The following is a 19895-nucleotide window of genomic DNA, read 5'->3' as shown; positions in this document are numbered from 1 at the left end:
TGATGTGGGATCGGGCTAGAACATGCCGTTCTCGTTGAGGGCGTCTTTCGGGATGGGCTGCATGACGTCCCAGTGCTCGACGATCTTGCCGTCCTCGAGCTTGAAGATGTCGACGATGGCCGTTCCGCGCTGCCCCGGCACGCGCACTCCGTGTACGTGCGCGACGACGTAGTCACCCTCGGCGAAGATCTTGTGGATCTTCGCGTGCAGGTTCGGGAACGTCTCGCTCAGGTACTCCACGAACCCCTTGAAGCCTTCGATGCCGTCGGCGATCTGGGGGTTGTGCTGCACGTAGCGCGGGCCGATGAGCTTTGACGCGGCGTCGAAGTCCTTCCCGTTCAGGCCGGCTTCGTAGAAGGCCAGGACGGTCTGCTTGTTGGCTTCGAGCTTGTCGAGCGTGGTTTCCATGCGGGAGCTCTCCATGAGTTAACAGATGTTGTGCTACGACCGTAGCGCAACACCTGTACTCCTTACAACAGCGGAACCCCCGTCCCAAGGTGGGGTGCCCGCGCTCTGGCTCAGCTCTGGCCGGAGTCGGTGGCCCTGGGGCCGGACAGGTCCTTCAGGCTCACGGTCTCGGCAAGGAGGTCCAGCGCGTACTTCATCAGCTGGTCCAGGACGGGAGGTCCGCCGAGGAGAGGGGTCAGCGCGGCTCGCAGGCTCGGCGGGTCGGCGGCATGACGCCGTCAGCGATCAGGGCCGGCCGGGCCGGTGACGCGGAACGGGTCGCCGGCCGGCAGCCAGGCCGTGTCGGCGTTCAGGCCGAGCGTGCCGACGTCGCGGGTCAGCGCCTCGACGGTGGCCTGTACGGCCTTGCGGTTCTCGTCGCGCCGGGAGACAAGGGCCCAGGTCCAGTACGGTGCCGGGTCGACGACCGGGCGCTTGAGGAGGTCGGGCGGGACCGGGGTGGTCTGGCCCTTGGGGCAGTTGATGACGGGGCGGCGGAGCCGGCGTACGTGGTCGAAGAAGGCCGGGCCGGTGACGCCGCCGTCGGCGATGTGCACGGTGCGGGCACCGGTGCCGCGGGCGAACTCCTCGGCATAGCGGTTCCAGGAGTCCCAGGTGGCGGTGTCGGCGTCCAGCAGCACCAACGTGTCCCTGGCCTGGACCGCGGAGGCGTCGGCGCCGGTGGAGATCGCATAGAGCCGATCCGCGCCGATCAGCTGGGCCTGGAGGTCGTGGGCGGCCAGGTCGTCGGTCTGCACCCAGCAGATGGCCAGGTCGATGCTGCCGTCGGCGACCCGGGCGGCCTGGGTGTGGGACGGCATGACCCACGCGTCGATGTGCAGTTGCGCCACGCCGGACACACGGGCGGCCAGGTCGGACGGCCGCCAGTTGACGTAGCCGAGCCGGACCGGTTCGCTGGCGGCCATGCCGGCCGCGGAACGACGCAGCTCGTCGGCCTGGTCGAGCAGCGCCCGGGCCGGGGCCAGCAGCGCCTGTCCTGAGACGGTCAGTGTGACCGAGCGGCGGTCCCGGTCGAACAGGCGTACGCCCAGGTCCCGCTCCAGCGCCTTGATCTGCTGGGAGAGCGACGGGCCGGCGATGCGCAGCCGGGCCGCTGCCCGGCCGAAGTTCAGCTCCTCGGCCACTGCGACGAAATAGCGCAGCTGGCGTAGCTCCATCCGCCCATCGTAGTGCGGTAGGAGGTTGTGCCTACCAGCAGGGAGCAAGCCGGTCGTGGCGGGATCGCCGCTGGTGGACGCAGTATTTCGAGGGTAAGGGACCTGGGAGCCGCCCTCGCCCGCAGCCGGAGGCAGACCAGGTCGGAGCAGCCGAAGAGAGAAACCCATGACCACACCCAAAGTCGCCGTGATCACCGGCGCGTCCCAGGGCATCGGCGCGGCGCTGGTGACCGCGTACCGCAAGCTCGGCTATGCGATAGTCGCGACCTCTCGATCGATCGGACCCTCTGATGACCCCATGGTGCGGACCGTCGCCGGCGACATCGCCGCCTCGAGCGTCGGTGCGAGCGTCGTCGGGGAGGCGCTCGACGCGTTCGGCCGCGTCGACACATTGATCAACAACGCCGGCGTGTTCGTGTCCAAGCCGTTCACCGAGTACACCGACGAGGACTACGAGCTGGTGACGGGGGTCAACCTGCGGGGGTTCTTCGAGACCTCCCAGCGGGCCATCGACGTGATGCTCGCCCAGGGCGGCGGCCATGTGGTCAACATCACGACCACCTTGGCCGAGTACGCCGACAGCAGCGTGCCGTCCGCGCTGGCAGCGCTGACCAAGGGCGGCCTCAACGCGGTCACCAAATCGCTGGCCATCGAGTACGCCTCCCGAGGCATCCGGGTCAACGCGGTCTCACCCGGCGTCATCCGCACCCCGATGCATCCGGCCGAGACCCACGAGTTCCTCGCCGGCCTGCACCCGGTCGGCCGGATGGGTGAGGTCCACGACATCGTCGACGCGATCGTCTACCTCGAGACGGCCACGTTCGTCACGGGCGAGATCCTGCACGTCGACGGCGGCCAGAGCGCCGGTCACTGAGCCCGCTCAAGAAGAAAGGCGCATGTTGACCTCCGCAGCAGAGCGCACCACGGGTGGCAGCGAGGGGACTCGGCCCTGGCGGGTCGTCGGGCAGGGGGCGGCGGCGCTCGCCGCGGGCATGGGCGTCGGCCGCTTCGCCTACACCCCGATCCTGCCCCTGATGCACGCGCAGGCCGGGCTGTCCCCGCAACTGGGTGCCGAACTGGCCACCGCGAACTACATCGGATACCTCCTCGGCGCGGTCGCCGCGATCTTCGCCCCCGGGGTCTTCGCCTCCCGGCGGGCGCTGCGCCCGTCGCTGGTGATCCTGATCGTCACGCTGGTCCTGATGCCGGCCACGCACCTCGGCACTCTCTGGTTACTGCTCCGGCTGATCGCCGGGATCGTGAGCGCGCTGATCTTCGTCATCGCCGCCGACGCCATGCTCACCGGGCTGCGCGGCCACGCGCACCACCTCACCGGGTGGGCCTTCGGCGGCATCGGCGGCGGGATCGCGCTGTCAGGCGTCCTTGTGCTGATCCTGCGTGACATCGGCACCTGGCAGCAGGCCTGGTGGATCGCGGGCGCACTGACCGCCGTGTTCACGGTCCTGGCCTGGAGACTGCACGGCGAGCCGGCACCGGCGCAGACGTCGCCGGCCCCTTCCGCGCGTCGCGGCGCGCCCGGGCTGCGGTGGTTCGGCGTGCTGCTGGTCAGCTACACCCTCGAAGGGACCGGTTACATCATCGCCGGCACGTTTCTGGTCGCCGCGATCGACCAGAGCGCGCCCGGCTGGGCCGGCAGCGGCGCCTGGGTCCTCGCCGGGCTCGCCGCGCTCCCGTCATCAGCTCTGTGGGCACGGCTGAGCCGTACGTGGTCCCGGCCGACGCTGCTCGTCGCCGCGCTCGTCGTGCAGGCCATCGGCATCGCGCTGCCGGTGCCGGCCGGTGGGATCGTGCCCGCCCTGATCTCGGCGGTGCTCTTCGGCGCCACATTCCTCGGCGTCGCCAGCCTCTCCCTGGCCACCGGCGCTCACCTGCGGATACCGCGCGCGGTCGCGATCCTCACCACGGGCTACAGCGTCGGGCAGATCCTCGGCCCCGTGGTCGCGACCCCGCTCCTGCACGACGGCTACCGTCCGGCGCTGCTGGTCGGCGCCGCCCTCGTCGCACTGGCCGCACTCGCGGCCGGCGTGCTGCGCCACCGCTTTCCGCACCATCTCGGGCCTCTGCCCCACCGTGTCCACGCCGCCCGCCGCGTCGCGGTCGGGGACTGATCGTCAACAGGAGGAACACCATGACCGACACCGAGGGTCAGATCCTTCACACCGTCCTGGACCGGTGGAAGGCCGCGGTCGACGCACACGACCCCAAGCGCGTCGCGTCGTACTTCACCGACGACGCAATCTTCCAAGGCCTGCGCCCTTACAGCGTCGGTCCCGGCGGCGTCGCCGAGTACTACGACGCGCAGCCGATCGGCATGACCGCCGCGTACACCATCTTGGAGACCCGGCGGCCGGCCGACGACCTTGTCCTCGGCTACATGAGCGTCGACTTCTCCTTCACCAGCCGGCCGACCCTGACCGTCTACCTCTGCGTGATGGCGCGGCAGGTCGGCGACGACTGGCTCATCAGCCACTACCAGGTTTCGCGCCTCCCATGAGGTAGGAGCGGCTCTCAGTAAGGGTTCACCGAATTGCACCGGTTCGTTCACGAACATTCCCCGGCGTTGCTCGCATCCAAAGGGTGCAAGGTCAACAGCGACAAACAGCAAAGGGGTAGTCGTGAAAACGCTCGCAGCAGCAGTGACGATAGCCGCCGTGGTGGCCACGCCGTTCCTCGTCGCATCACCGGCCGGCGCCGCCACCAACCCCAGGACGCACTACAGCCTGTCCTACGGCACTGGCGAGTACACGCTCAAGGGCAACATCATCTGGTACAACCGCACCGTGCAGATCGGCGCCTCGCTGAAGGCGAACGAGGACAACTGCGCGAAGGCGCGCTACAAGTTCTGGCACGGGCGCAAACTCGTCGGGCAGGCCGAGCGCGTGGTCTGCTCCAGGACCAAGGGCCATGGCTTCAGGCGCCAGTACGACCAGCGCGGCGGCATCACCGAGGTCACCGTGGACCTCCTGCAGCAGAACGGCCGCCGGGCCTGGACGTACCTCACCGGCACGACCTGCACCAGTAGCGGCTGCCGGTGACCGCTTGAGGCCCCCGCGCCCGGCCGCCCAAGTTGACAGTGGTTCGCGCCGCGAACTAGCTTAGTGCGTACTACGAACAGTACGTACTACCAACTAGTTCTATGGGGGCGTCGTGAGTGCGATCGTGGGACAGCGGGTCGGCTTCGGGACGACCTACGGCTTCGGGGAGTTCGCCCCCGAACGGCTGGTCGACGACGTCGTGGAGGCCGAGGCGCTGGGCTTCGACATGTTCGGCATCAGCGACCACCTCCACGGCGAGCACGCCACCCTGGAGACGTGGACCGCGCTGACCTGGGCGGCGGCGGCGACCGAGCGCATCGAGGTCATGCCGAACGTGCTCGGGCTGCCGTACCGCGCGCCGGCGGTGACCGCGAAGATGGCCGAGACCCTGGACCGGCTCTCTGGGGGCAGGCTGGTGCTGGGGCTGGGCTCCGGTGGGTACGACCGGGAGTTCGCCGCGTTCGGGCTGCCCGTGCGCACACCCGGACAGAAGGTCGGCGCGCTCGCGGAGGCGCTGGAGATCATTCGGCGCCTGTGGGCCGAGCCGGGGGTCTCGTTCGACGGCGAGCACTATCAGGCCCGCGAGGCCCGCATCGAGCCCAGGCCGGCACGTCCGATCCCGATCTGGCTCGGCAGCTACGGCCCGCGGTCGCTCCGGCTGACCGGCGCGTTCGCCGACGGCTGGATTCCCTCGCTGACGCGGCTGGAGCTGAGTCAGGCGGTGGCGATGCGTGACGCCGTACGGGCGGCCGCGGTGGCCGCCGGGCGCGACCCGGACCAGATCACCTGCGCGGCCAACGTCGCCGTCGTCTTCGACGCGAAACGATCGCCGACGCCGCAGGTCGTGGCGGGCGGCGACGAGGCGATCGCCGGGCAGCTCGCCGAGATCATCCGCGCGGGTTTCACGTTCCTCAACGTGATGTTCTCCGCGCCGGAACCGCGCCGGCGCTTCGCGCTGGAAGTCATCCCTCTGGTGCGCGACGCGCTGGCACAGAGCTGATCGCGCAGCGGCGGCGACACGCCCGCATACCGACAGTGACCGGCCTTATCGTCCGCGTTGAGGTGGGCGATAGAATTTGAGCAGTGGCTTGGGCCGGGCAGGGGGAGGAGGCCCAGGCCGGATACGCGGACCGGGAGCTGGCGTGGGTAGCGGCCTGACCCAGCGCGCGGTGGCCGCGGGGATCGTGCTCGCGCTGGTCGTCGGGGCCACCTTCGTGATGTTGCTGTACTCGATGGCCGGCATGCGCCGCTCGCAGCTCCAGGCGGGACATTCCACTCAGGTCCTGGTGGTGACCAACCGGCTGGAACGCCGGATCATGGACATGGAGACCGGGCTGCGCGGGTTCGCCATCACTGGTCAGGAGCGGTTCCTCCAGCCGTGGCAGGAGGCCCTCGCCGCGTACCCCAGGGAGATCGGCGAGCTGGAGCAGCTGGTCGCCGACAATCCCGCGCAGCGCGCTCGCGTACATCGGATCGTGACCGCGGGCGCCTCCTACATCGACGGCTACGCGAGACCGCTGGTGCAGGCCGCCCGCCGCGACCGCGCCGCGGTCACGGCCATGGCGATCGCCGAGGGGGAGCGGCGCGTGGACGTCATACGCGCAGACTTCAGCGCGCTGGTCACGGCCGAACAGTCGCTGCTCGAGTCCCAGCAGAAGCGCTCCGACGCGGCCGCGCGCCGCGCCGGCGTCGTCGGCGCCGCGGGCCTGATCGCGTCCATCGCGCTCATCGCCGCGTACACGGGCTACCTCACGCGCGCGGTGGTCGCACCGGTACGCCGCGTGGCCGCGACCGCCGGACGGCTCGCGGGCGGTGACCTCGCGGCGCGCGTGCCCGGCCGTGGCGTCGGTGAGATCGGCCTTCTGCAGAGCAGCTTCAACACGATGGCGGCCACCCTCGCCCATAACCGGGAGGAACTGGCCGCTTCGCGTTCGCGCATCGTGACCGCCGCCGACCAGGCCCGCCGGCGCATCGAACGCAATCTGCACGACGGCATCCAGCAGCGGCTGGTCTCTCTCGCGCTCGAGGTCCGCACCGCCCAGACCGCGGTGCCGCAGGACAGGCCAGACCTCGGCGAGCAACTGAACCGGCTGGCCGACGGGCTGGGGGAGGCGGTGGACGACCTGCGCGAGATCTCCCGCGGCATCCACCCGGCGATCCTGAGCCGGGCAGGCCTGGGCCCGGCGCTGAAGGCGCTCGCCCGCCGCAGCCCGGTCCCGGTCGAGCTGGACCTGAACGTGCCCACCCGGCTGCCGGAACCAGTCGAAGTGGCCGCGTACTACGTGGTTTCCGAGGCGCTGGCGAACACGGCCAAACACGCCCGCGCGACGCTCGCGACCGTGCAGGCAGAGGCGCGGGACGGCGTCCTGCACCTCGAGGTACGCGACGACGGCGCGGGAGGCGCGACAGCCGGCGGAGGGTCGGGGTTGGTCGGCGTCACCGATCGGGTCGAGGCGCTGGGCGGAACCATGACCATCACCAGCCCGCCCGCTCAGGGCACCACGCTCGTCGTCGATCTCCCCGTCGGGGGTCAATAGTTGAATCTTCGCACCTCAGGCGGGCAGGGGAGGTTGGTGAGCGTAAACCCATGAAGGCCACGCACGACGGCGCAGACATGAACGGAAGCCCGACACGGGTGGCGTTGGCGGACGACGACGTCCTGCTGCGTGAGGGGCTCGCGAGCCTGCTCACGAGCTCGGGGTTCGAGGTCGTCGGCCAGGCGGGGGACGCGCCCGGGCTTCTCGCTCTGGTACGTGAGCAACGGCCGGGCCTCGTCATCGTGGACATCCGGATGCCTCCTGGACATGCGACGGAGGGTCTGGAGGCCGCCCGGGTCATACGGGAGGAGTCGCCCGAGACGGGCATTCTGCTGCTGTCGGCGCATGTCGAGGTCGAGCAGGCGATGGAACTGCTGGCCGCGGGGCACCGGGTGGGCTACCTGCTCAAGAGCAGGGTGATCGATGTGGGCGACTTCATCGAGACGCTACGGCGCATCGCCCAGGGCGGCTCGGTCGTCGATCCGAGCCTGGTCCAGGAGCTCATAGCGGCACGTCGCAGGGACGACCCGTTGAAAACCCTCACCGATCGGGAGCGCGAAGTGCTGTCCTTGATGGCGGAGGGCCGTTCGAACGCCGGGATCGCCCACCGGCTGTGGATCACCGAGGGCACCGTCGAGAAGCACGTGCGCAGCATCATGGCCAGGATGCGGCTTCCGGAGACCGAAGACGATCACAGGCGGGTGCTCGCCGTACTCACCTTCCTCGAATCCCGCTAGGTGACGCCGGCTCCGCCGAGGAGCTCGTGGATGGTCCGTGCCGAGAGATCGGATTTCGGCAGGAACGCGATCGCGGGGCTTTCGGGGATCAGGTCGGCGAAGTCGCTCTCCTCGTACGCGGAGATGAGGATGACGCTCGCCGGCTTGCCGTTCCGCGCTTCCATCAGGCGCTGCGCCACGTCGAAACCGCTCTCTCCACCGAGGTCGATGTCGACCAGCGCGATATCCGGGCGGAGCTCTTCGAACCGCGTCAGAGCTTCGGCACCCGTCGACGCCACGCCGACGACGTCGATCCCCTCCCGCTTCAGCAGCTCGCTCGCCGCCTGGAGAAAGTGATCGTTGTCATCGACGATCAGGCAACACAGACCCACACGTTCAGGATCGCACCGGGGGTCTTCGTGCGCATTGAAGCTAGCTGGAATCTCCGGAGTCCCAAGCCCGAACGATCCGACCCACCACTACATGACCGACTTCTAGGGCTACGGATCGGTTAGCCATACGGTGGAGCGGGAAGTCCGATTTCGTGTCCCCCCGGCACCGTCGGGAGGGAACGCGTCGTGACCAGGATCGAGCCGCAGCCGGAGCCCATGACCTCCGACCAGGTCAGCCGCCGGGCCAGGACGGGGCGGTTGATCGCTTCATGGATGTCCACCACCGACCACAAGGTGATCGGGTATCTCTATCTCTCGACCAGCTTCACGTTCTTCCTCCTGGCCGGGATCATGGCGATGATGATCCGCGCCGAGTTGGTCGCTCCGGGGCTGCAGTTCGTCACGGCGGAGCAGTTCAACCAGCTCTTCACCATTCACGGCACGGTGATGCTGCTCCTGTTCGCGACCCCGCTCTTCGCCGGGTTCGCCAACTTCATCATGCCCTTGCAGATCGGGGCTCCCGACGTCGCTTTTCCCCGGCTCAACATGGTGGGTTACTGGCTGTTCCTGTTCGGCGGACTCATGGTGGTGAGCGGCTTCTGCACGCCCGGCGGAGCCGCCCCTTTCGGCTGGTTCGCCTACACCCCGCTGTCCACGGCGGACTTCAGCCCCAACGTCGGCGGCGACCTGTGGGTGATGGGGCTGGCGCTCAGCGGCCTCGGCACCATTCTCACCTCCGTCAACTTCGTCACCACCATCATCTGCATGCGGGCGCCCGGCATGACCATGTTCCGTATGCCGATCTTCACCTGGAACACCCTGCTGACCAGCATGATGGTGCTGATGGCGTTCCCCGTGCTGGCGGGGGCGCTGCTCGTGCTGGCGTCGGACCGCAAGCTCGGCACCCACGTCTTCGACGCGGCCAGCGGCGGCGCGATGTTGTGGCAGCACCTGTTCTGGTTCTTCGGCCACCCCGAGGTCTACATCATCGCGCTGCCGTTCTTCGGCATCGTCACCGAGGTGTTCCCGGTGTTCAGCCGCAAGCCGCTCTTCGGCTACATCGGCATGGTCGGCGCCACCATCGCCATCGCCGGGCTGTCGATGACCGTGTGGGCCCACCACATGTTCGTCACCGGGCAGGTGCTCCTGCCGTTCTTCTCGTTCATGACCTTCCTCATCGCCGTCCCGACCGGGGTGAAGTTCTTCAACTGGACCGGCACCATGTGGCGCGGCCACCTGTCGTTCGAATCGCCGATGCTCTTCGCGGTCGGCTTCCTGGTGACGTTCCTGCTCGGCGGGCTCACCGGCGTCATCCTCGCCTCGCCGCCCCTGGATTTCCACATCAGCGACACCTACTTCGTGGTCGCCCACTTCCACTACGTGGTCTTCGGCACCGTGGTCTTCGCGATGTTCTCCGGCTTCTATTTCTGGTGGCCCAAGTTCACCGGCAGGATGCTCAACGACAGGCTGGGCAGGTTGCACTTCTGGCTGCTGTTCGTCGGCTTCCACACGACGTTCCTCATCCAGCACTGGCTCGGCGTGCTCGGTTTCCCGCGCCGGTACGCCGACTACAGCCCCGCCGACGGATTCACCACACTCAACGAGATCTCCTCGGTCGGCGCGTTCCTGCTCGGGGGCTCGACCCTGGTGTTCATCTACAACGTCTACTGGACGTACCGGCGCTCGCCCAAGGTGACCGTGGACGACCCATGGGGCTTCGGGAACTCGCTGGAGTGGGCCACTTCCTGCCCGCCGCCCCGGCACAACTTCACTTTCCTGCCCCGCATCCGCTCCGAACGCCCGGCCTTCGACCTGCACGTCCCGCACACCGGCAGACCGCGACTGCCCGCTGAGCCGGAGGCGGAGATCCCGCCGTCGTAGATGGCCGCCTCGGCTCGCCGTTAAGCTGCGCCGGGAGTGCGTGATGGTGTGACGGCGACAGCCGCAGATGCCGGCTCGGCTGCTGAGGAGGGCGTGATGGGAACGATCAAGGTGCACGAGTTCACCACCATCGACGCGTGATCGATGCGCCCACCTGGGCTTTCGACTACGAGTTCACGCCCGGGCTGAGCGACGCCATCGGCGCCGTCACGGGCTCGTGCTCGGCGATCCTGCTCGGGCGTACCACCTACGAGGGGTTCGCTCCGGCCTGGTCGACCCGTACCGTCGAGAACGACCCCGGGGCCCCTTTCTTTAACGAAACCCCCAAGTACGTCGTCTCGTCCACCCTGACCCACGCTGACTGGAACCTCGACCGTGCTCGGCGGCTACGACGCCGACGCCATCCGCAAGTTCAAGGAGAGCGTGGACGGAGGGATCTACCGAGATGCGGGCCAGTGCTCCCGTCTTTAGGCGGGAGGTGAAGGCCCGCGCGGGAAGGCCCCCTGGGGCCTGAGCGTGCCCTGACCCGCACTCATGAGATCAGCGTGACCACGCGTTGGTCTTTTTCTTATTTTTGGGGCCGGTCCTGGGACTGGATGTAGGTGCGGACGGTGGCCAGGTTCGCGCCGCCGGTGGAGCCGGCGTAGTAGGAGCGGGACCAGAAGTGGCCCTCCCCACAGGTATGTGCGGACGTGGGCGCTGTACTCCTTGCGTAGATAGCGGGCGGAGACCCCCTTGAGGCTGTTGACCAGGGTGGACAGGGCGACCTTGGGCGGGTAGTGCACGAGGAGATGAACGTGGTCGTCCTGGCCGTTGAACTCGGCCAGTTCGCATTCGAACTTCTCACACACCTCTTTCATGATCTGTTCGCAGCGTTCCAGCATGGGATCGGTGAGGACGTTCCGCCGATATTTCGTGACGAACACCAAATGCGCGGTGAGCTCGTGAACGCAGTGACCGTCCCGTCCTGATCTCCGGGTTGAATTCCCATCGCGGTGACATACACCAAACGATAGGGTGAGCCGCGTGGAGCTGGAGAAACGCAACCGGGCTCATATGGCGCGCCTGGACCTGGACGCACGGCAGAGCGCCGTCTTGGACGGGCAGGCGCACAACACGCGCGCGTTGTGGAACCTGCTGCACGAGTACTTCACCTTCCGCCAGGGAAGGTTCGCCTCGCTCGAGGCGTGCGACGAAGCGATCAGGGCCGCCCGCAAAGAGATCGACTGGTTGAAAGACCTGCCCGCCCAGGCCGCGCAGGCGGTACTCAAGACCTACCGGCAGGCGTGGAAGAACTTCTTCAACCCCGACCACCCGGCCAGGCGCCCCACGTTCAAGAGCCGCTTCTCCTCCCGGATGGCCGTGGACATCCCTCAGGGGCGTGACCTGAACATCACCCGGATCAACCGGCGGTGGGGCGCGGTCAACATCCCCAAACTCGGCCGGGTCCACTTCCGGTGGACGAAAGACCTGCCCGGCGTCACACGGGGCGGCCCGGACGGGAAGATCACCGGGGCGCGGTTGGTGAAGCAGGCCAATGGGTGGCACATCGTGTTCCGTATCCAGACCACCGAACGGTTGCCCGCCCCGCACACGGGGCCGCAAACCGCGATCGACCGGGGCATCGCCGTGCCGTTGGCCCTGGCCACTGGAGAGAAGATCCGCCACCGTAAGGACTGGCTGACAGGCGGAGAACTGAGGCGCCTGCTCCGCCTGGAACGCAAAGCCGCCCGCCAGAAACGAGCGGCCAAACCCGGCCGGCCCACCAGCAACCGGCTGAAAAGAACCTATGACCAGATCGCCCGCCTGCGCGCGAAAGCCAAGCGCCGGGTCATCGACTGGCAACACCGGACCACCGCCAAGCTCACCGACCGGTTCAGCGTCATCGTGCTCGAAGACCTCAAAGTCAAGAACATGATGGCCTCCGCCTCCGGCACCATCCAAGCGCCGGGCAAGAACGTCGCCCAAAAACGCGGCCTCAACCGCGCCATCGCCACCGAGGCATGGGGACGAACCGCCGAATTCCTCACCTACAAGGCCGTCGACAAGGGCGGGAAGGTCGTCGTCATCCCGGCACCGGGCACCAGCCAGGAATGCCACGCCTGCCACACGATCACCGACGGCTCCCGCGAGAGCCAGTCCCGGTTCGTGTGCAAGAACACAGCATGCGGGTGGATCGGCAACGCCGACGTCAACGCCGCCCGCACCCAGATGCACCGGTACAACAACGCCGCCGGACAGGCGGTCACTGGACGTGGAGGCCCTGCATCACTGGGGCCGGTGAAGCGTCAAGCAACTCATGGCGAAACTACCCACACCGCCCCGCAAGGGGCGGCCGCGTAGCAGCCATGAGAATCCTCCCCATCCATGGGGAGGAGCACGTCAAGGGAAGACGGCGTTGAGGCCGCCGTAGTCGAGGCCGTCGGCGAGCGTCGTGTACGTGCCGCCCGTGAGCAGTTCGGCGGCCGCTCGCGCGGCGCACCCGTAGGCGGACTGGGCGATCGCGGAGCCCACGCTGACCCGGGCGACGCCTGCCGCCGCCAGCTCGCCCACCGGCGGCGCGCCGGGCCCGGCCATCACGTTCAGCGGCAGCGGCCCGCCGGCCAGCCGGGCGATGGCGTCCAGGTCCAGCAGGCCCGGCACGAACAGCCCGTCGGCACCTGCGTCGGCGTAGACCCGCGCCCGCGCCTCGACGTCGGCGAGCCGGTCCCCGGGCTCCCCGACCCCGGCCAGGTAGACGTCGGTACGGGCGTTGACGAACAGGTCGACCCCGGCGGCGTCCGCTGCGGCCCGCGCCGCGGCGATGCGCCGGGCCTGATCCTCGGCCGGCATCAGGGGCGCGCCCGCGGGGCCGGGGGAGTCCTCGAGGTTGACGCCCACCGCGCCGGCCTCGATCACCGCACGAACGGTGGCCCTGACGTCGTCGGGGCCGGGGCCGTACCCGCCCTCGATGTCGGCGGTGACCGGCACGGTCACGGCCGCCACGATGCGCGCGACGGCCGCTACCATCTGCTGTCTGCTGAGCCCGTGGGCGTCGGGTGCTCCGTTCGCCCAGGAGACGCCGGCGCTCGTCGTCGCGATCGCCGGCGCGCCCGCGGCCTGGATCAAGGCGGCGGAGGCGGCGTCCCAGGCGTTGGGGAGCACGAGCACCGCGCCCCGGTGCAGCTCCCTGAAGCGGGCCGCCTGCGTGATTGTGGTTGGCGTCATGCCGGTCTCCTTTAGATGCACGGTGCCTGGGGTGCCAGAGGCTGACCTCAATCGGGCGCGGCGTCGCCGCGCGTCAACGAGAACAAAGAATCTTCCGTCGCACCGTGGCACGTCCGGCCGGATCCGGACATGTCGCTTGGACAGGAGCTCGGGGTGTTCGCCAATGCGCGATCGGCGGCTCCTAGCGGACCGGGGCGGGGCCGACTGATTGGCCTGGCACCAGGGTGCAGGGGATGACGATGTGAGGAGGGGCGTCCTGGACTCCTTCGAGCTGGTCGATCAGGGCGTTCACGCCGAGGCGTCCCAGCTGGGAAGCCGGTGCCTCCATGACGGTCAGGGACGGCTCGATCATCTCGCCGAGCTCGGCGGTGGTCGCCGCGGAGATGACCGACAGGTCGTGCGGCACGGCGCGGCCGAGCGCTCGTGATCCCTTGACCAGCCCCGCCGAGGCGCCCTCGTTCACCAAGATGACGGCCGTCGCCTCCGGGAAGTCTTCGTAGAGCTCGCGGGCCGCCTCCCGCCCTCCGGCCGACGTGCTCTCCACGGTGACGACGGCGGGCGGCTCGCCGAGAGCCGCCATCGCGTCGAGGTACGCGGACTCCACCCGCATGATCCGGCCGGGCTCGTTTCCGGAAGGGGCCATCGTGCGCTGGGTGACGAGCGCGATGCGCCGGTGGCCGAACGAGCGGAGATGCTCGACCGCCTGGTCGATCGTGGTGGCGAAGTCGATGTCGACGAACGGCAGGTCTTCGTTCTCGGTCCGTCCGATCAGCGCGAAGGGGAGCCGGGACGCGATGAGCCGGTCGACGCGGAGGTCGTGGAACTGGACCTCCATGAGCAGCGCGCCGTCGACGAGGCCGCCCGCGAGCAGGTGGGACATCTGCTCGTCGTCGTTCACGGGCCACAGCACGAGGTCGTAGCCGCGCTCGCGGGCGCCGTGGGCGGCGCTCAGGAGGAAATGGTTCACCGTGGCGTTCGGCCGGACCTCGAGGACGGGGTGCAACAGCGCGAGGATGCGCGTGCGCGAGCTGGCAAGGGCGCGGGCGACGACGTTCCGCTGATAGTCCAGCTCCTCGATGGCCGCCTCGATACGGGCCCGGGTCTCTGGCGCGACCCGCTTGGTGCCGTTGATGACGAACGAGACAGTGGCGATGGAGACGTTGGCTCGCTCCGCGACGTCGCGCATCGTGACCATGGATGCTGCCTCCCGGCTCGTGAGGACGCGCGAAGAGCAGCGTAACCTCTTCGCGGCGCCGTCGGTAAAACGCTTAACGTGTTATTGACATCACAGGGCGATAGGCGCAACATACTTCACAAGCAAGAGCGGTTAAGCGCTTTACCCTATCAATGTCCATGCCTGAGAGCGACGCAGCCCTCGGCTCTCCGTGACTCGGTCCCTGGCCCCCGTCTCGATGAACAATCCCTATGCCGTGCACCCGATACGCCGGACGCACTCTGCAGAAGGAGTAGCTCACATGAAGACAGCACAGAAGCGTCTTGGGAAAGCGCCCAACGTGGCTGTCGCAGCAGCGGCCCTCCTCCCCTTGTCCCTGACCGCGTGCGGCGGAGCGGATCCCGCCGACGCGGAAGCGAAGAACACGTTGACCATCCAGGACTACTACGACGAAGCACACGATCCGATCTACCAGGCATGCGCGAAGAGCCTCGGCGTCGACATCGAGATCAACCACGTCCCGGGGCCCGGACTGATCCCCAAAGTGCTTCAGCAGAGCGCCTCGCGAACCCTCCCGGACGTGCTGATGCTCGACAATCCCGACGGACAGCAGATCGCCGCCTCCGGTGCGCTCTCACCGCTGACCGACTACGGCGTGAGCGGTGAGGGCCTGGTGCCGTCAGTCGTGAAGGCCGGCACGTACGAGGGCAAGCTGTACGGCCTCGCTCCCGCCGTCAACACCCTCGCCATCTTCTACAACAAGGACATCTTCGAGGCCGCCGGCATCACCGCACCTCCCAAGACGTGGGACGAACTGCGCTCGACCGCGAAGAAGTTGACTCAGCAAGGCCGTTACGGATTCGCCATGAGCAACATCAACACCTACGAGGGCACGTGGCAGTTCCTGCCGTTCATGTGGAGCAACGGCGGCTCGGAGGAGGACATCACGACTCCGGAGACCGCCCAGGCGCTGCAGTTCGTCGTCGACCTGCAGAACGACGGGTCGATGTCCAAGAGCTCCGTCATCTGGAGCCAGTCCGACGTGATCGACCAGTTCATCGCGGGCAAGGCCGCGATGGTGGTCAACGGCCCGTGGCAGATCCCCAGCCTCAAAGAGCACAAGGATCTGAACTGGGCGACGTTCACGATCCCCACCCGGCTGGCGTCGCAGACTCCGGTGGCCCCGCTCGGCGGTGAGATCTTCACGGTGCCGCGGACCGGCGACAAGGCCAGGATGGCCAAGGCCGGGCAGTTCGTGAAATGCCTCGCCTCTTCGGCGAGCCAGCTCCAGTCGGCCCAGATCAGGCAGAACATCCCGGCGAACCCGGACGACGCGGAGAAGTTCGGGGAGTCCGACCAGACGATCATGCCGTTCGTCACCGCTGTGCGGAACGCGCGGGCTCGCACCGGGATTCTCGGGCCGAACTGGCCGAAGGCGGCGACGAAGATCTACAACGCCGTGCAGATCGCCTTGACGGGTTTGGCCACTCCCGCCGAAGCGCTGCGGCAGACGCAGGGCGAGTAGCCACTCGAAACGTGCGAAAGGAGTGGCTCATGACGTCAGCCAACCTCAGTCTCACAGCCGCGGGAGAATCGCTCGGCACGCGAGGCCGCAAGGCGGAATGGATGCGCCTGTTCCGGCGCCACGCGCAGTGGCTGTTCTGCCTGCCCGCCATCGTCTTCGTGGCGATGTTCTTCGGATATCCCATCGTCCAGAACATCGTCATGGGCTTCCAGGAGTACACGACCTCCACCTTCTACAGCGGCGAGGCGCCCTGGGTCGGCCTGGCCAACTACGTGACGACCTTCTCCAGCCACCTGTTCACCACGACCTTGGTGAACACCGCCCTGTTCACGATCGGGTCGATCTCCTTCCAGTTCGTGATCGGGCTCGCCTTGGCGCTGTTCTTCAGGCGCAACTTCCCATTGAGCGGTTTCCTGCGGTCATTGCTGCTGCTTCCGTGGCTGCTGCCCTTGATCGCCTCCAGCGCGGTGTGGAAGTGGATGCTCGACCAGGAGAGCGGCGTCCTGAACCAGTTTCTCGGCCTGTTCGGCGTCGAGCCGGTCCCGTGGCTGGTCAACCCGACCCTCGCACTCATCGGGGTCATCGGGGTGAACATCTGGCTGGGGATACCCTTCAACGTCGCGATCCTCTACAGCGGTCTGCAGGCGGTCCCGCGCGAGCTGTACGAGGCCGGATCGCTGGACGGAGCGGTCGGCTGGAAGGCGTTCAGGCACATCACCTGGCCGAACATCAGATCCGTGGTGAGCGTCGTCCTGGTGCTCGGCGTCGTCTACACGCTCAAGGTCGTCGACATCATCCTCGGCCTGACCGGCGGCGGCCCGGCCAACTCCAGCCAGACGCTGGCCACGAACGCCTACAACAAGTCGTTCGTCGAGTTCAACTTCGGGGAAGGCGCCGCGATCAGCAACGTTCTCATCGTGGTCTCGCTCGTCTTCGCCATGGTCTACCTCTACATCTCGCGCCGTGAGCCGGTCGAGTGACTCCCGCCGACCGCTCTCCGATGCGCTGATTGCGAGCCGAACATGAACAACTCATCGACCCGGCGCCGGCTGCCCATGACAGTGCTGGGGATCGTCTTCCTGGCCGTGATGATCTTTCCGGTCTACTGGATGCTCAACAGCAGCCTGCAGGGGAATTCCGGCGCCGCCTCCACCGAATTCCTCCCCTTCCACCCGACGTTCTCGGGATACGCGCAGGCCCTGGACGAACAGGGCCAGAACTTCGTCACCAGCCTGATCGTCGCCCTCGGGACGGTCGTGCTGACCCTGGTCATCGCCACGCCCGCCGCCTACGGCCTGGCACGCTTCCGTACCCGGGGCGGCAGCGTGTTCCTGCTGGTGCTGCTGATCACCCAGATGATCCCGATCATGGTCATCGCGAACGCGCTCTACCCCATCTTCAACTCGCTCTTCCTGATCAACAATGTCCTCGGCCTGATCCTCGCCAACACCGCCGCGGGCATCCCGTTCGCGGTGCTGCTCATCCGCGCGTTCATGGGCGCCATTCCCTGGGCGCTCGTGGAGGCCGCGATGGTGGACGGGGCGGGCACCCTGCGGGCGTTCGTCTCGATCGTCGTACCGATCAGCAAGAACGCGATCGTGACCGCCGCCCTGTTCACCTTCCTGTCGGCGTGGAGCGACTTCCTCTTCGCCCTCACCCTGACCAGCACGCCAGAAGTACGGCCCATCACTCTCGGCATCTACGACTACATCAATGCGAACACACAGGACTGGAGCGCCGTCATGGCGACCGCGGTACTCGCCTCCGTCCCGGCAGCCCTGCTGCTGATATTCGCCCAGCGCTACATCGCGGCAGGCGCCGTCAGCGGCGCGATCAAGTGAGAAAGGAACATGCGTGAAGATGAACGTCACGGTATGGGGTGAGAACCGCCACGAGCAGGTCGAACCCCGTGTGGCAGAGATCTACCCGGACGGCATGCACAACGCCATCCGCCGGGGCATCGAGGGCTGGCTGGGGGAGAAGGCGACCGTCGCCACGGCCACGCTGGACGAACCCGAACACGGCCTGACCGAGGAGGTGCTCGCTAACACCGACGTGCTCACCTGGTGGGGTCACGCCGCTCACGCGGAGGTGGCGGACGAGGTGGTCGAGCGGGTGCACCGGCATGTCCTGTCGGGGATGGGGCTGGTGGTGCTGCACTCCGGCCACTGGTCGAAGATCTTCACCAAGCTCATGGGCACCACGTGCACGCTGCGCTGGCGTAGCGAGAACGACCGTGAGCTGGTCTGGACGGTGAACCCGGCCCATCCCATCGCCCGCGGCATCCCGCACCCCATCGAGATCCCCGCCCAGGAGATGTACGGCGAGCAGTTCGACATCCCCACGCCCGACGAGCTGATCTTCATCAGCTCCTTCACCGGCGGCGAGGTCTTCCGCAGCGGCTGCACCTTCCGGCGCGGCAACGGCAAGATCTTCTACTTCAGCCCGGGCGATCAGGACTATCCCGTCTACCATCATCCGGACGTCCTGCACGTCATCGCCAACGGTGTCGAGTGGGCGGCCGGCGACCGGTCACGCCGAGAGCTGCCGACCCTGCTCCGCTACGACATGGGCGAGTTCTTCAAGGGGCGCGGTTACCGCGGCGCCATGAACAACAAGGAGCACGACCAGGAGCACGCCGAGTGAGCACCTTCGCCCGTGCCGCCGATCCGGCGCGTCCGCTCCGTGTCGTGCAGGTCGGGGCAGGCTCGATGGGCCAGGCCTGGATCCGGACCCTGACCGCCTCCGACGACGTCGAACTCGTCGGGGTGGTCGACCTCGACACGGAGCTCGCGGCGGCGGCCGTACGAGCCGTCGGCGGCGACGCCAAGGTGGGCGCCTCGCTCAGCGAGATCCTCGCGCCCACCGCGCCGGACGCCGTCGTGAACGTCACGATTCCGGCAGCACACAGCGCGGTCAACACCGAGGCGCTCTTCGCCGGGCTGCCGGTCCTGTGCGAGAAGCCGGCGGCGCCGACACTGGCGGAGGCGCTCGTCCAAGCCGCGGCCGCCGAGGCCTCCGGGCAACTGCTGATGATCAGCCAGTCGCGCCGGTACTTCGCCGCCCTGGCGGAGTACCGGCACCGGATCGCCGAGCTCGGCACGGTCGGGCTGCTCACCACCGGCTTCTTCCGAGGCCCGCGCTTCGGCGGCTTCCGCGACGAGATGGAGCAGCCGCTGCTGGTCGACATGGCCATCCACGCCTTCGACGCCGCCCGCCACCTGCTCGGCGCCGAGCCGGTCTCGGTCGTCTGCGAGAGCTGGAACCCGGCCTGGAGCTGGTACCGGGGCGACGCGGCGGCCACGGCGAACTTCCTCTTCGACGACGGCAGCCGCTACGTGTTCACCGGGAGTTGGTGCGCGGACGGTCTGGAGACGTCCTGGAACGGCGAATGGCGGGCCTCCGGCTCCGAGGGCACGGCCACCTGGGACGGCGAAGATCGCGTCACCTCCAGCATCAGCGGTGGGGCCGCCGTGCCGCCGGGCGACCACGAGCAGATCGCCGGGGCACTCGTGGAATTCGTCGCGGCGCTGCGCACCGGCGTGGAGCCGTCCGGAACGATCGCCCGCAACATCCGCAGCCTCGCGATGGTCGCGGCGGCGGTCCGCTCCGCCGAGTCAGGCGAGCGCGTCGAGATCGACGCGCTGCTGGATGAGGCCTACCGGGACGCGCTGTCCCATCCCGTACCCGAGGAGATCCGGATGCGGCTGGAGTCCTGGGGCACGCCGGCCGCCGCGCTCGGAGGCAACCTCGCGGAAGGGAGCGTCACGAGCTAGTCCGCT

Annotated in this window: 19 protein-coding genes and 1 pseudogene; 14 read left to right on the top strand and 6 right to left on the bottom strand. The window is 68.1% G+C overall.

Features of this window, described 5'->3' with window-relative positions; all coding sequences use genetic code 11:
- Positions 1-15: 15 nt before the first annotated feature.
- Positions 16-408 carry a nuclear transport factor 2 family protein gene (locus ACQPWU_RS44985; RefSeq protein ID WP_433431849.1) on the bottom strand — a complete coding sequence of 131 codons (393 nt, stop codon included), beginning with the start codon at positions 406-408 and terminating at the stop codon, positions 16-18.
- Positions 409-686: 278 nt separating this feature from the next.
- Positions 687-1625, bottom strand: coding sequence for a LysR family transcriptional regulator (locus ACQPWU_RS44980; protein ID WP_433431847.1), 939 nt, complete (start codon positions 1623-1625; stop codon positions 687-689).
- Between the two features lie 166 nt (positions 1626-1791).
- On the opposite strand from ACQPWU_RS44980, the gene ACQPWU_RS44975 reads away from it, so the two are divergent.
- The 7 genes from ACQPWU_RS44975 to ACQPWU_RS44945 all read left to right on the top strand — a co-directional run bounded on the left by ACQPWU_RS44975 (position 1792) and on the right by ACQPWU_RS44945 (position 7955).
- Positions 1792-2499, top strand: coding sequence for an SDR family NAD(P)-dependent oxidoreductase (locus tag ACQPWU_RS44975; RefSeq protein WP_433431844.1), 708 nt, complete (start codon positions 1792-1794; stop codon positions 2497-2499).
- A 22-nt stretch (positions 2500-2521) separates the two neighbouring features.
- Entirely contained in the window at positions 2522-3754 is a 1233-nt protein-coding gene (locus tag ACQPWU_RS44970) for a YbfB/YjiJ family MFS transporter (protein ID WP_433431842.1), read from the top strand.
- Between the two features lie 20 nt (positions 3755-3774).
- Complete coding sequence (locus ACQPWU_RS44965) at positions 3775-4140, top strand: YybH family protein (protein WP_433431839.1); 366 nt, start codon at positions 3775-3777, stop codon at positions 4138-4140.
- A gap of 121 nt (positions 4141-4261) precedes the next feature.
- The gene (locus ACQPWU_RS44960) at positions 4262-4681 is read left to right on the top strand and encodes a hypothetical protein (RefSeq protein ID WP_433431838.1); all 420 of its coding nucleotides are present in this window, start codon (positions 4262-4264) and stop codon (positions 4679-4681) included.
- A 112-nt stretch (positions 4682-4793) separates the two neighbouring features.
- Complete coding sequence (locus ACQPWU_RS44955; RefSeq protein WP_433431836.1) at positions 4794-5681, top strand: LLM class flavin-dependent oxidoreductase; 888 nt, start codon at positions 4794-4796, stop codon at positions 5679-5681.
- 142 nt (positions 5682-5823) lie between these two features.
- The gene (locus ACQPWU_RS44950; RefSeq protein ID WP_433431834.1) at positions 5824-7218 is read left to right on the top strand and encodes a CHASE3 domain-containing protein; all 1395 of its coding nucleotides are present in this window, start codon (positions 5824-5826) and stop codon (positions 7216-7218) included.
- A gap of 50 nt (positions 7219-7268) precedes the next feature.
- A complete protein-coding gene (locus ACQPWU_RS44945) occupies positions 7269-7955 on the top strand; it encodes a response regulator (protein ID WP_433431832.1) in 687 nt (228 codons plus the stop codon).
- Here the strand turns inward: ACQPWU_RS44945 and ACQPWU_RS44940 are convergent.
- The gene (locus ACQPWU_RS44940) at positions 7952-8326 is read right to left on the bottom strand and encodes a response regulator transcription factor (protein WP_433431830.1); all 375 of its coding nucleotides are present in this window, start codon (positions 8324-8326) and stop codon (positions 7952-7954) included. The two genes, ACQPWU_RS44945 and ACQPWU_RS44940, sit on opposite strands and share 4 nt — an antisense overlap.
- A 216-nt stretch (positions 8327-8542) precedes the next feature.
- Between ACQPWU_RS44940 and ctaD the strand changes: the two genes are divergently transcribed.
- Complete coding sequence (ctaD, locus tag ACQPWU_RS44935; protein ID WP_433445445.1) at positions 8543-10207, top strand: aa3-type cytochrome oxidase subunit I; 1665 nt, start codon at positions 8543-8545, stop codon at positions 10205-10207.
- A gap of 568 nt (positions 10208-10775) precedes the next feature.
- Here ctaD and tnpA read toward each other — a convergent pair.
- Positions 10776-11136, bottom strand: a pseudogene (tnpA, locus tag ACQPWU_RS44930) (IS200/IS605 family transposase).
- A gap of 97 nt (positions 11137-11233) precedes the next feature.
- On the opposite strand from tnpA, the gene ACQPWU_RS44925 reads away from it, so the two are divergent.
- Entirely contained in the window at positions 11234-12550 is a 1317-nt protein-coding gene (locus tag ACQPWU_RS44925) for an RNA-guided endonuclease InsQ/TnpB family protein (RefSeq protein ID WP_433431828.1), read from the top strand.
- A gap of 39 nt (positions 12551-12589) precedes the next feature.
- Here the strand turns inward: ACQPWU_RS44925 and ACQPWU_RS44920 are convergent, their stop codons facing one another.
- Together ACQPWU_RS44920 and ACQPWU_RS44915 are read right to left on the bottom strand one after the other, a co-directional pair.
- The gene (locus ACQPWU_RS44920; RefSeq protein ID WP_433431827.1) at positions 12590-13414 is read right to left on the bottom strand and encodes an isocitrate lyase/PEP mutase family protein; all 825 of its coding nucleotides are present in this window, start codon (positions 13412-13414) and stop codon (positions 12590-12592) included.
- A 181-nt stretch (positions 13415-13595) separates the two neighbouring features.
- Positions 13596-14609, bottom strand: a complete 1014-nt coding sequence (locus ACQPWU_RS44915; RefSeq protein ID WP_433431824.1) for a LacI family DNA-binding transcriptional regulator — start codon at positions 14607-14609, stop codon at positions 13596-13598.
- A gap of 280 nt (positions 14610-14889) precedes the next feature.
- Here ACQPWU_RS44915 and ACQPWU_RS44910 point away from each other — a divergent pair, with 280 nt between their 5' ends.
- The 5 genes from ACQPWU_RS44910 to ACQPWU_RS44890 are packed head-to-tail and all read left to right on the top strand — an operon-like array spanning position 14890 to position 19889.
- Positions 14890-16113, top strand: a complete 1224-nt coding sequence (locus tag ACQPWU_RS44910; RefSeq protein ID WP_433431822.1) for a sugar ABC transporter substrate-binding protein — start codon at positions 14890-14892, stop codon at positions 16111-16113.
- Positions 16114-16142: 29 nt separating this feature from the next.
- Entirely contained in the window at positions 16143-17093 is a 951-nt protein-coding gene (locus ACQPWU_RS44905) for a carbohydrate ABC transporter permease (RefSeq protein ID WP_433431820.1), read from the top strand.
- A 42-nt stretch (positions 17094-17135) separates the two neighbouring features.
- Positions 17136-17954, top strand: a complete 819-nt coding sequence (locus ACQPWU_RS44900) for a carbohydrate ABC transporter permease (protein ID WP_433431818.1) — start codon at positions 17136-17138, stop codon at positions 17952-17954.
- A gap of 19 nt (positions 17955-17973) precedes the next feature.
- On the top strand, positions 17974-18759 hold the full coding sequence (locus ACQPWU_RS44895) for a ThuA domain-containing protein (protein ID WP_433445443.1): 786 nt from the start codon (positions 17974-17976) through the stop codon (positions 18757-18759).
- Positions 18756-19889, top strand: coding sequence for a Gfo/Idh/MocA family protein (locus ACQPWU_RS44890; RefSeq protein WP_433431817.1), 1134 nt, complete (start codon positions 18756-18758; stop codon positions 19887-19889). Before ACQPWU_RS44895 ends, ACQPWU_RS44890 begins: the two co-directional genes overlap by 4 nt.
- The last annotated feature ends 6 nt before the right edge of the window (positions 19890-19895 follow it).

Origin of the sequence: Nonomuraea sp. CA-141351, assembly GCF_050944675.1 — a bacterium.
GTDB lineage: Bacteria > Actinomycetota > Actinomycetes > Streptosporangiales > Streptosporangiaceae > Nonomuraea.
This window is presented reverse-complemented; position numbering and strand designations above follow the sequence as displayed.

Bases quoted from the DNA above. Each gene is read 5' to 3' on its own strand.
- ACQPWU_RS44980 (WP_433431847.1), bottom strand. From the start codon at position 1,625: ATGGAGCTACGCCAGCTGCGCTATTTCGTCGCAGTGGCCGAGGAGCTG.
- ACQPWU_RS44900 (WP_433431818.1), top strand. From the start codon at position 17,136: ATGAACAACTCATCGACCCGGCGCCGGCTGCCCATGACAGTGCTGGGG.
- ACQPWU_RS44910 (WP_433431822.1), top strand. From the start codon at position 14,890: ATGAAGACAGCACAGAAGCGTCTTGGGAAAGCGCCCAACGTGGCTGTC.
- ACQPWU_RS44895 (WP_433445443.1), top strand. From the start codon at position 17,974: ATGAACGTCACGGTATGGGGTGAGAACCGCCACGAGCAGGTCGAACCC.
- ACQPWU_RS44920 (WP_433431827.1), bottom strand. From the start codon at position 13,414: ATGACGCCAACCACAATCACGCAGGCGGCCCGCTTCAGGGAGCTGCAC.
- ACQPWU_RS44965 (WP_433431839.1), top strand. From the start codon at position 3,775: ATGACCGACACCGAGGGTCAGATCCTTCACACCGTCCTGGACCGGTGG.
- ctaD (WP_433445445.1), top strand. From the start codon at position 8,543: ATGACCTCCGACCAGGTCAGCCGCCGGGCCAGGACGGGGCGGTTGATC.
- ACQPWU_RS44985 (WP_433431849.1), bottom strand. From the start codon at position 408: ATGGAAACCACGCTCGACAAGCTCGAAGCCAACAAGCAGACCGTCCTG.
- ACQPWU_RS44945 (WP_433431832.1), top strand. From the start codon at position 7,269: ATGAAGGCCACGCACGACGGCGCAGACATGAACGGAAGCCCGACACGG.
- ACQPWU_RS44975 (WP_433431844.1), top strand. From the start codon at position 1,792: ATGACCACACCCAAAGTCGCCGTGATCACCGGCGCGTCCCAGGGCATC.
- ACQPWU_RS44905 (WP_433431820.1), top strand. From the start codon at position 16,143: ATGACGTCAGCCAACCTCAGTCTCACAGCCGCGGGAGAATCGCTCGGC.
- ACQPWU_RS44915 (WP_433431824.1), bottom strand. From the start codon at position 14,609: ATGGTCACGATGCGCGACGTCGCGGAGCGAGCCAACGTCTCCATCGCC.
- ACQPWU_RS44970 (WP_433431842.1), top strand. From the start codon at position 2,522: ATGTTGACCTCCGCAGCAGAGCGCACCACGGGTGGCAGCGAGGGGACT.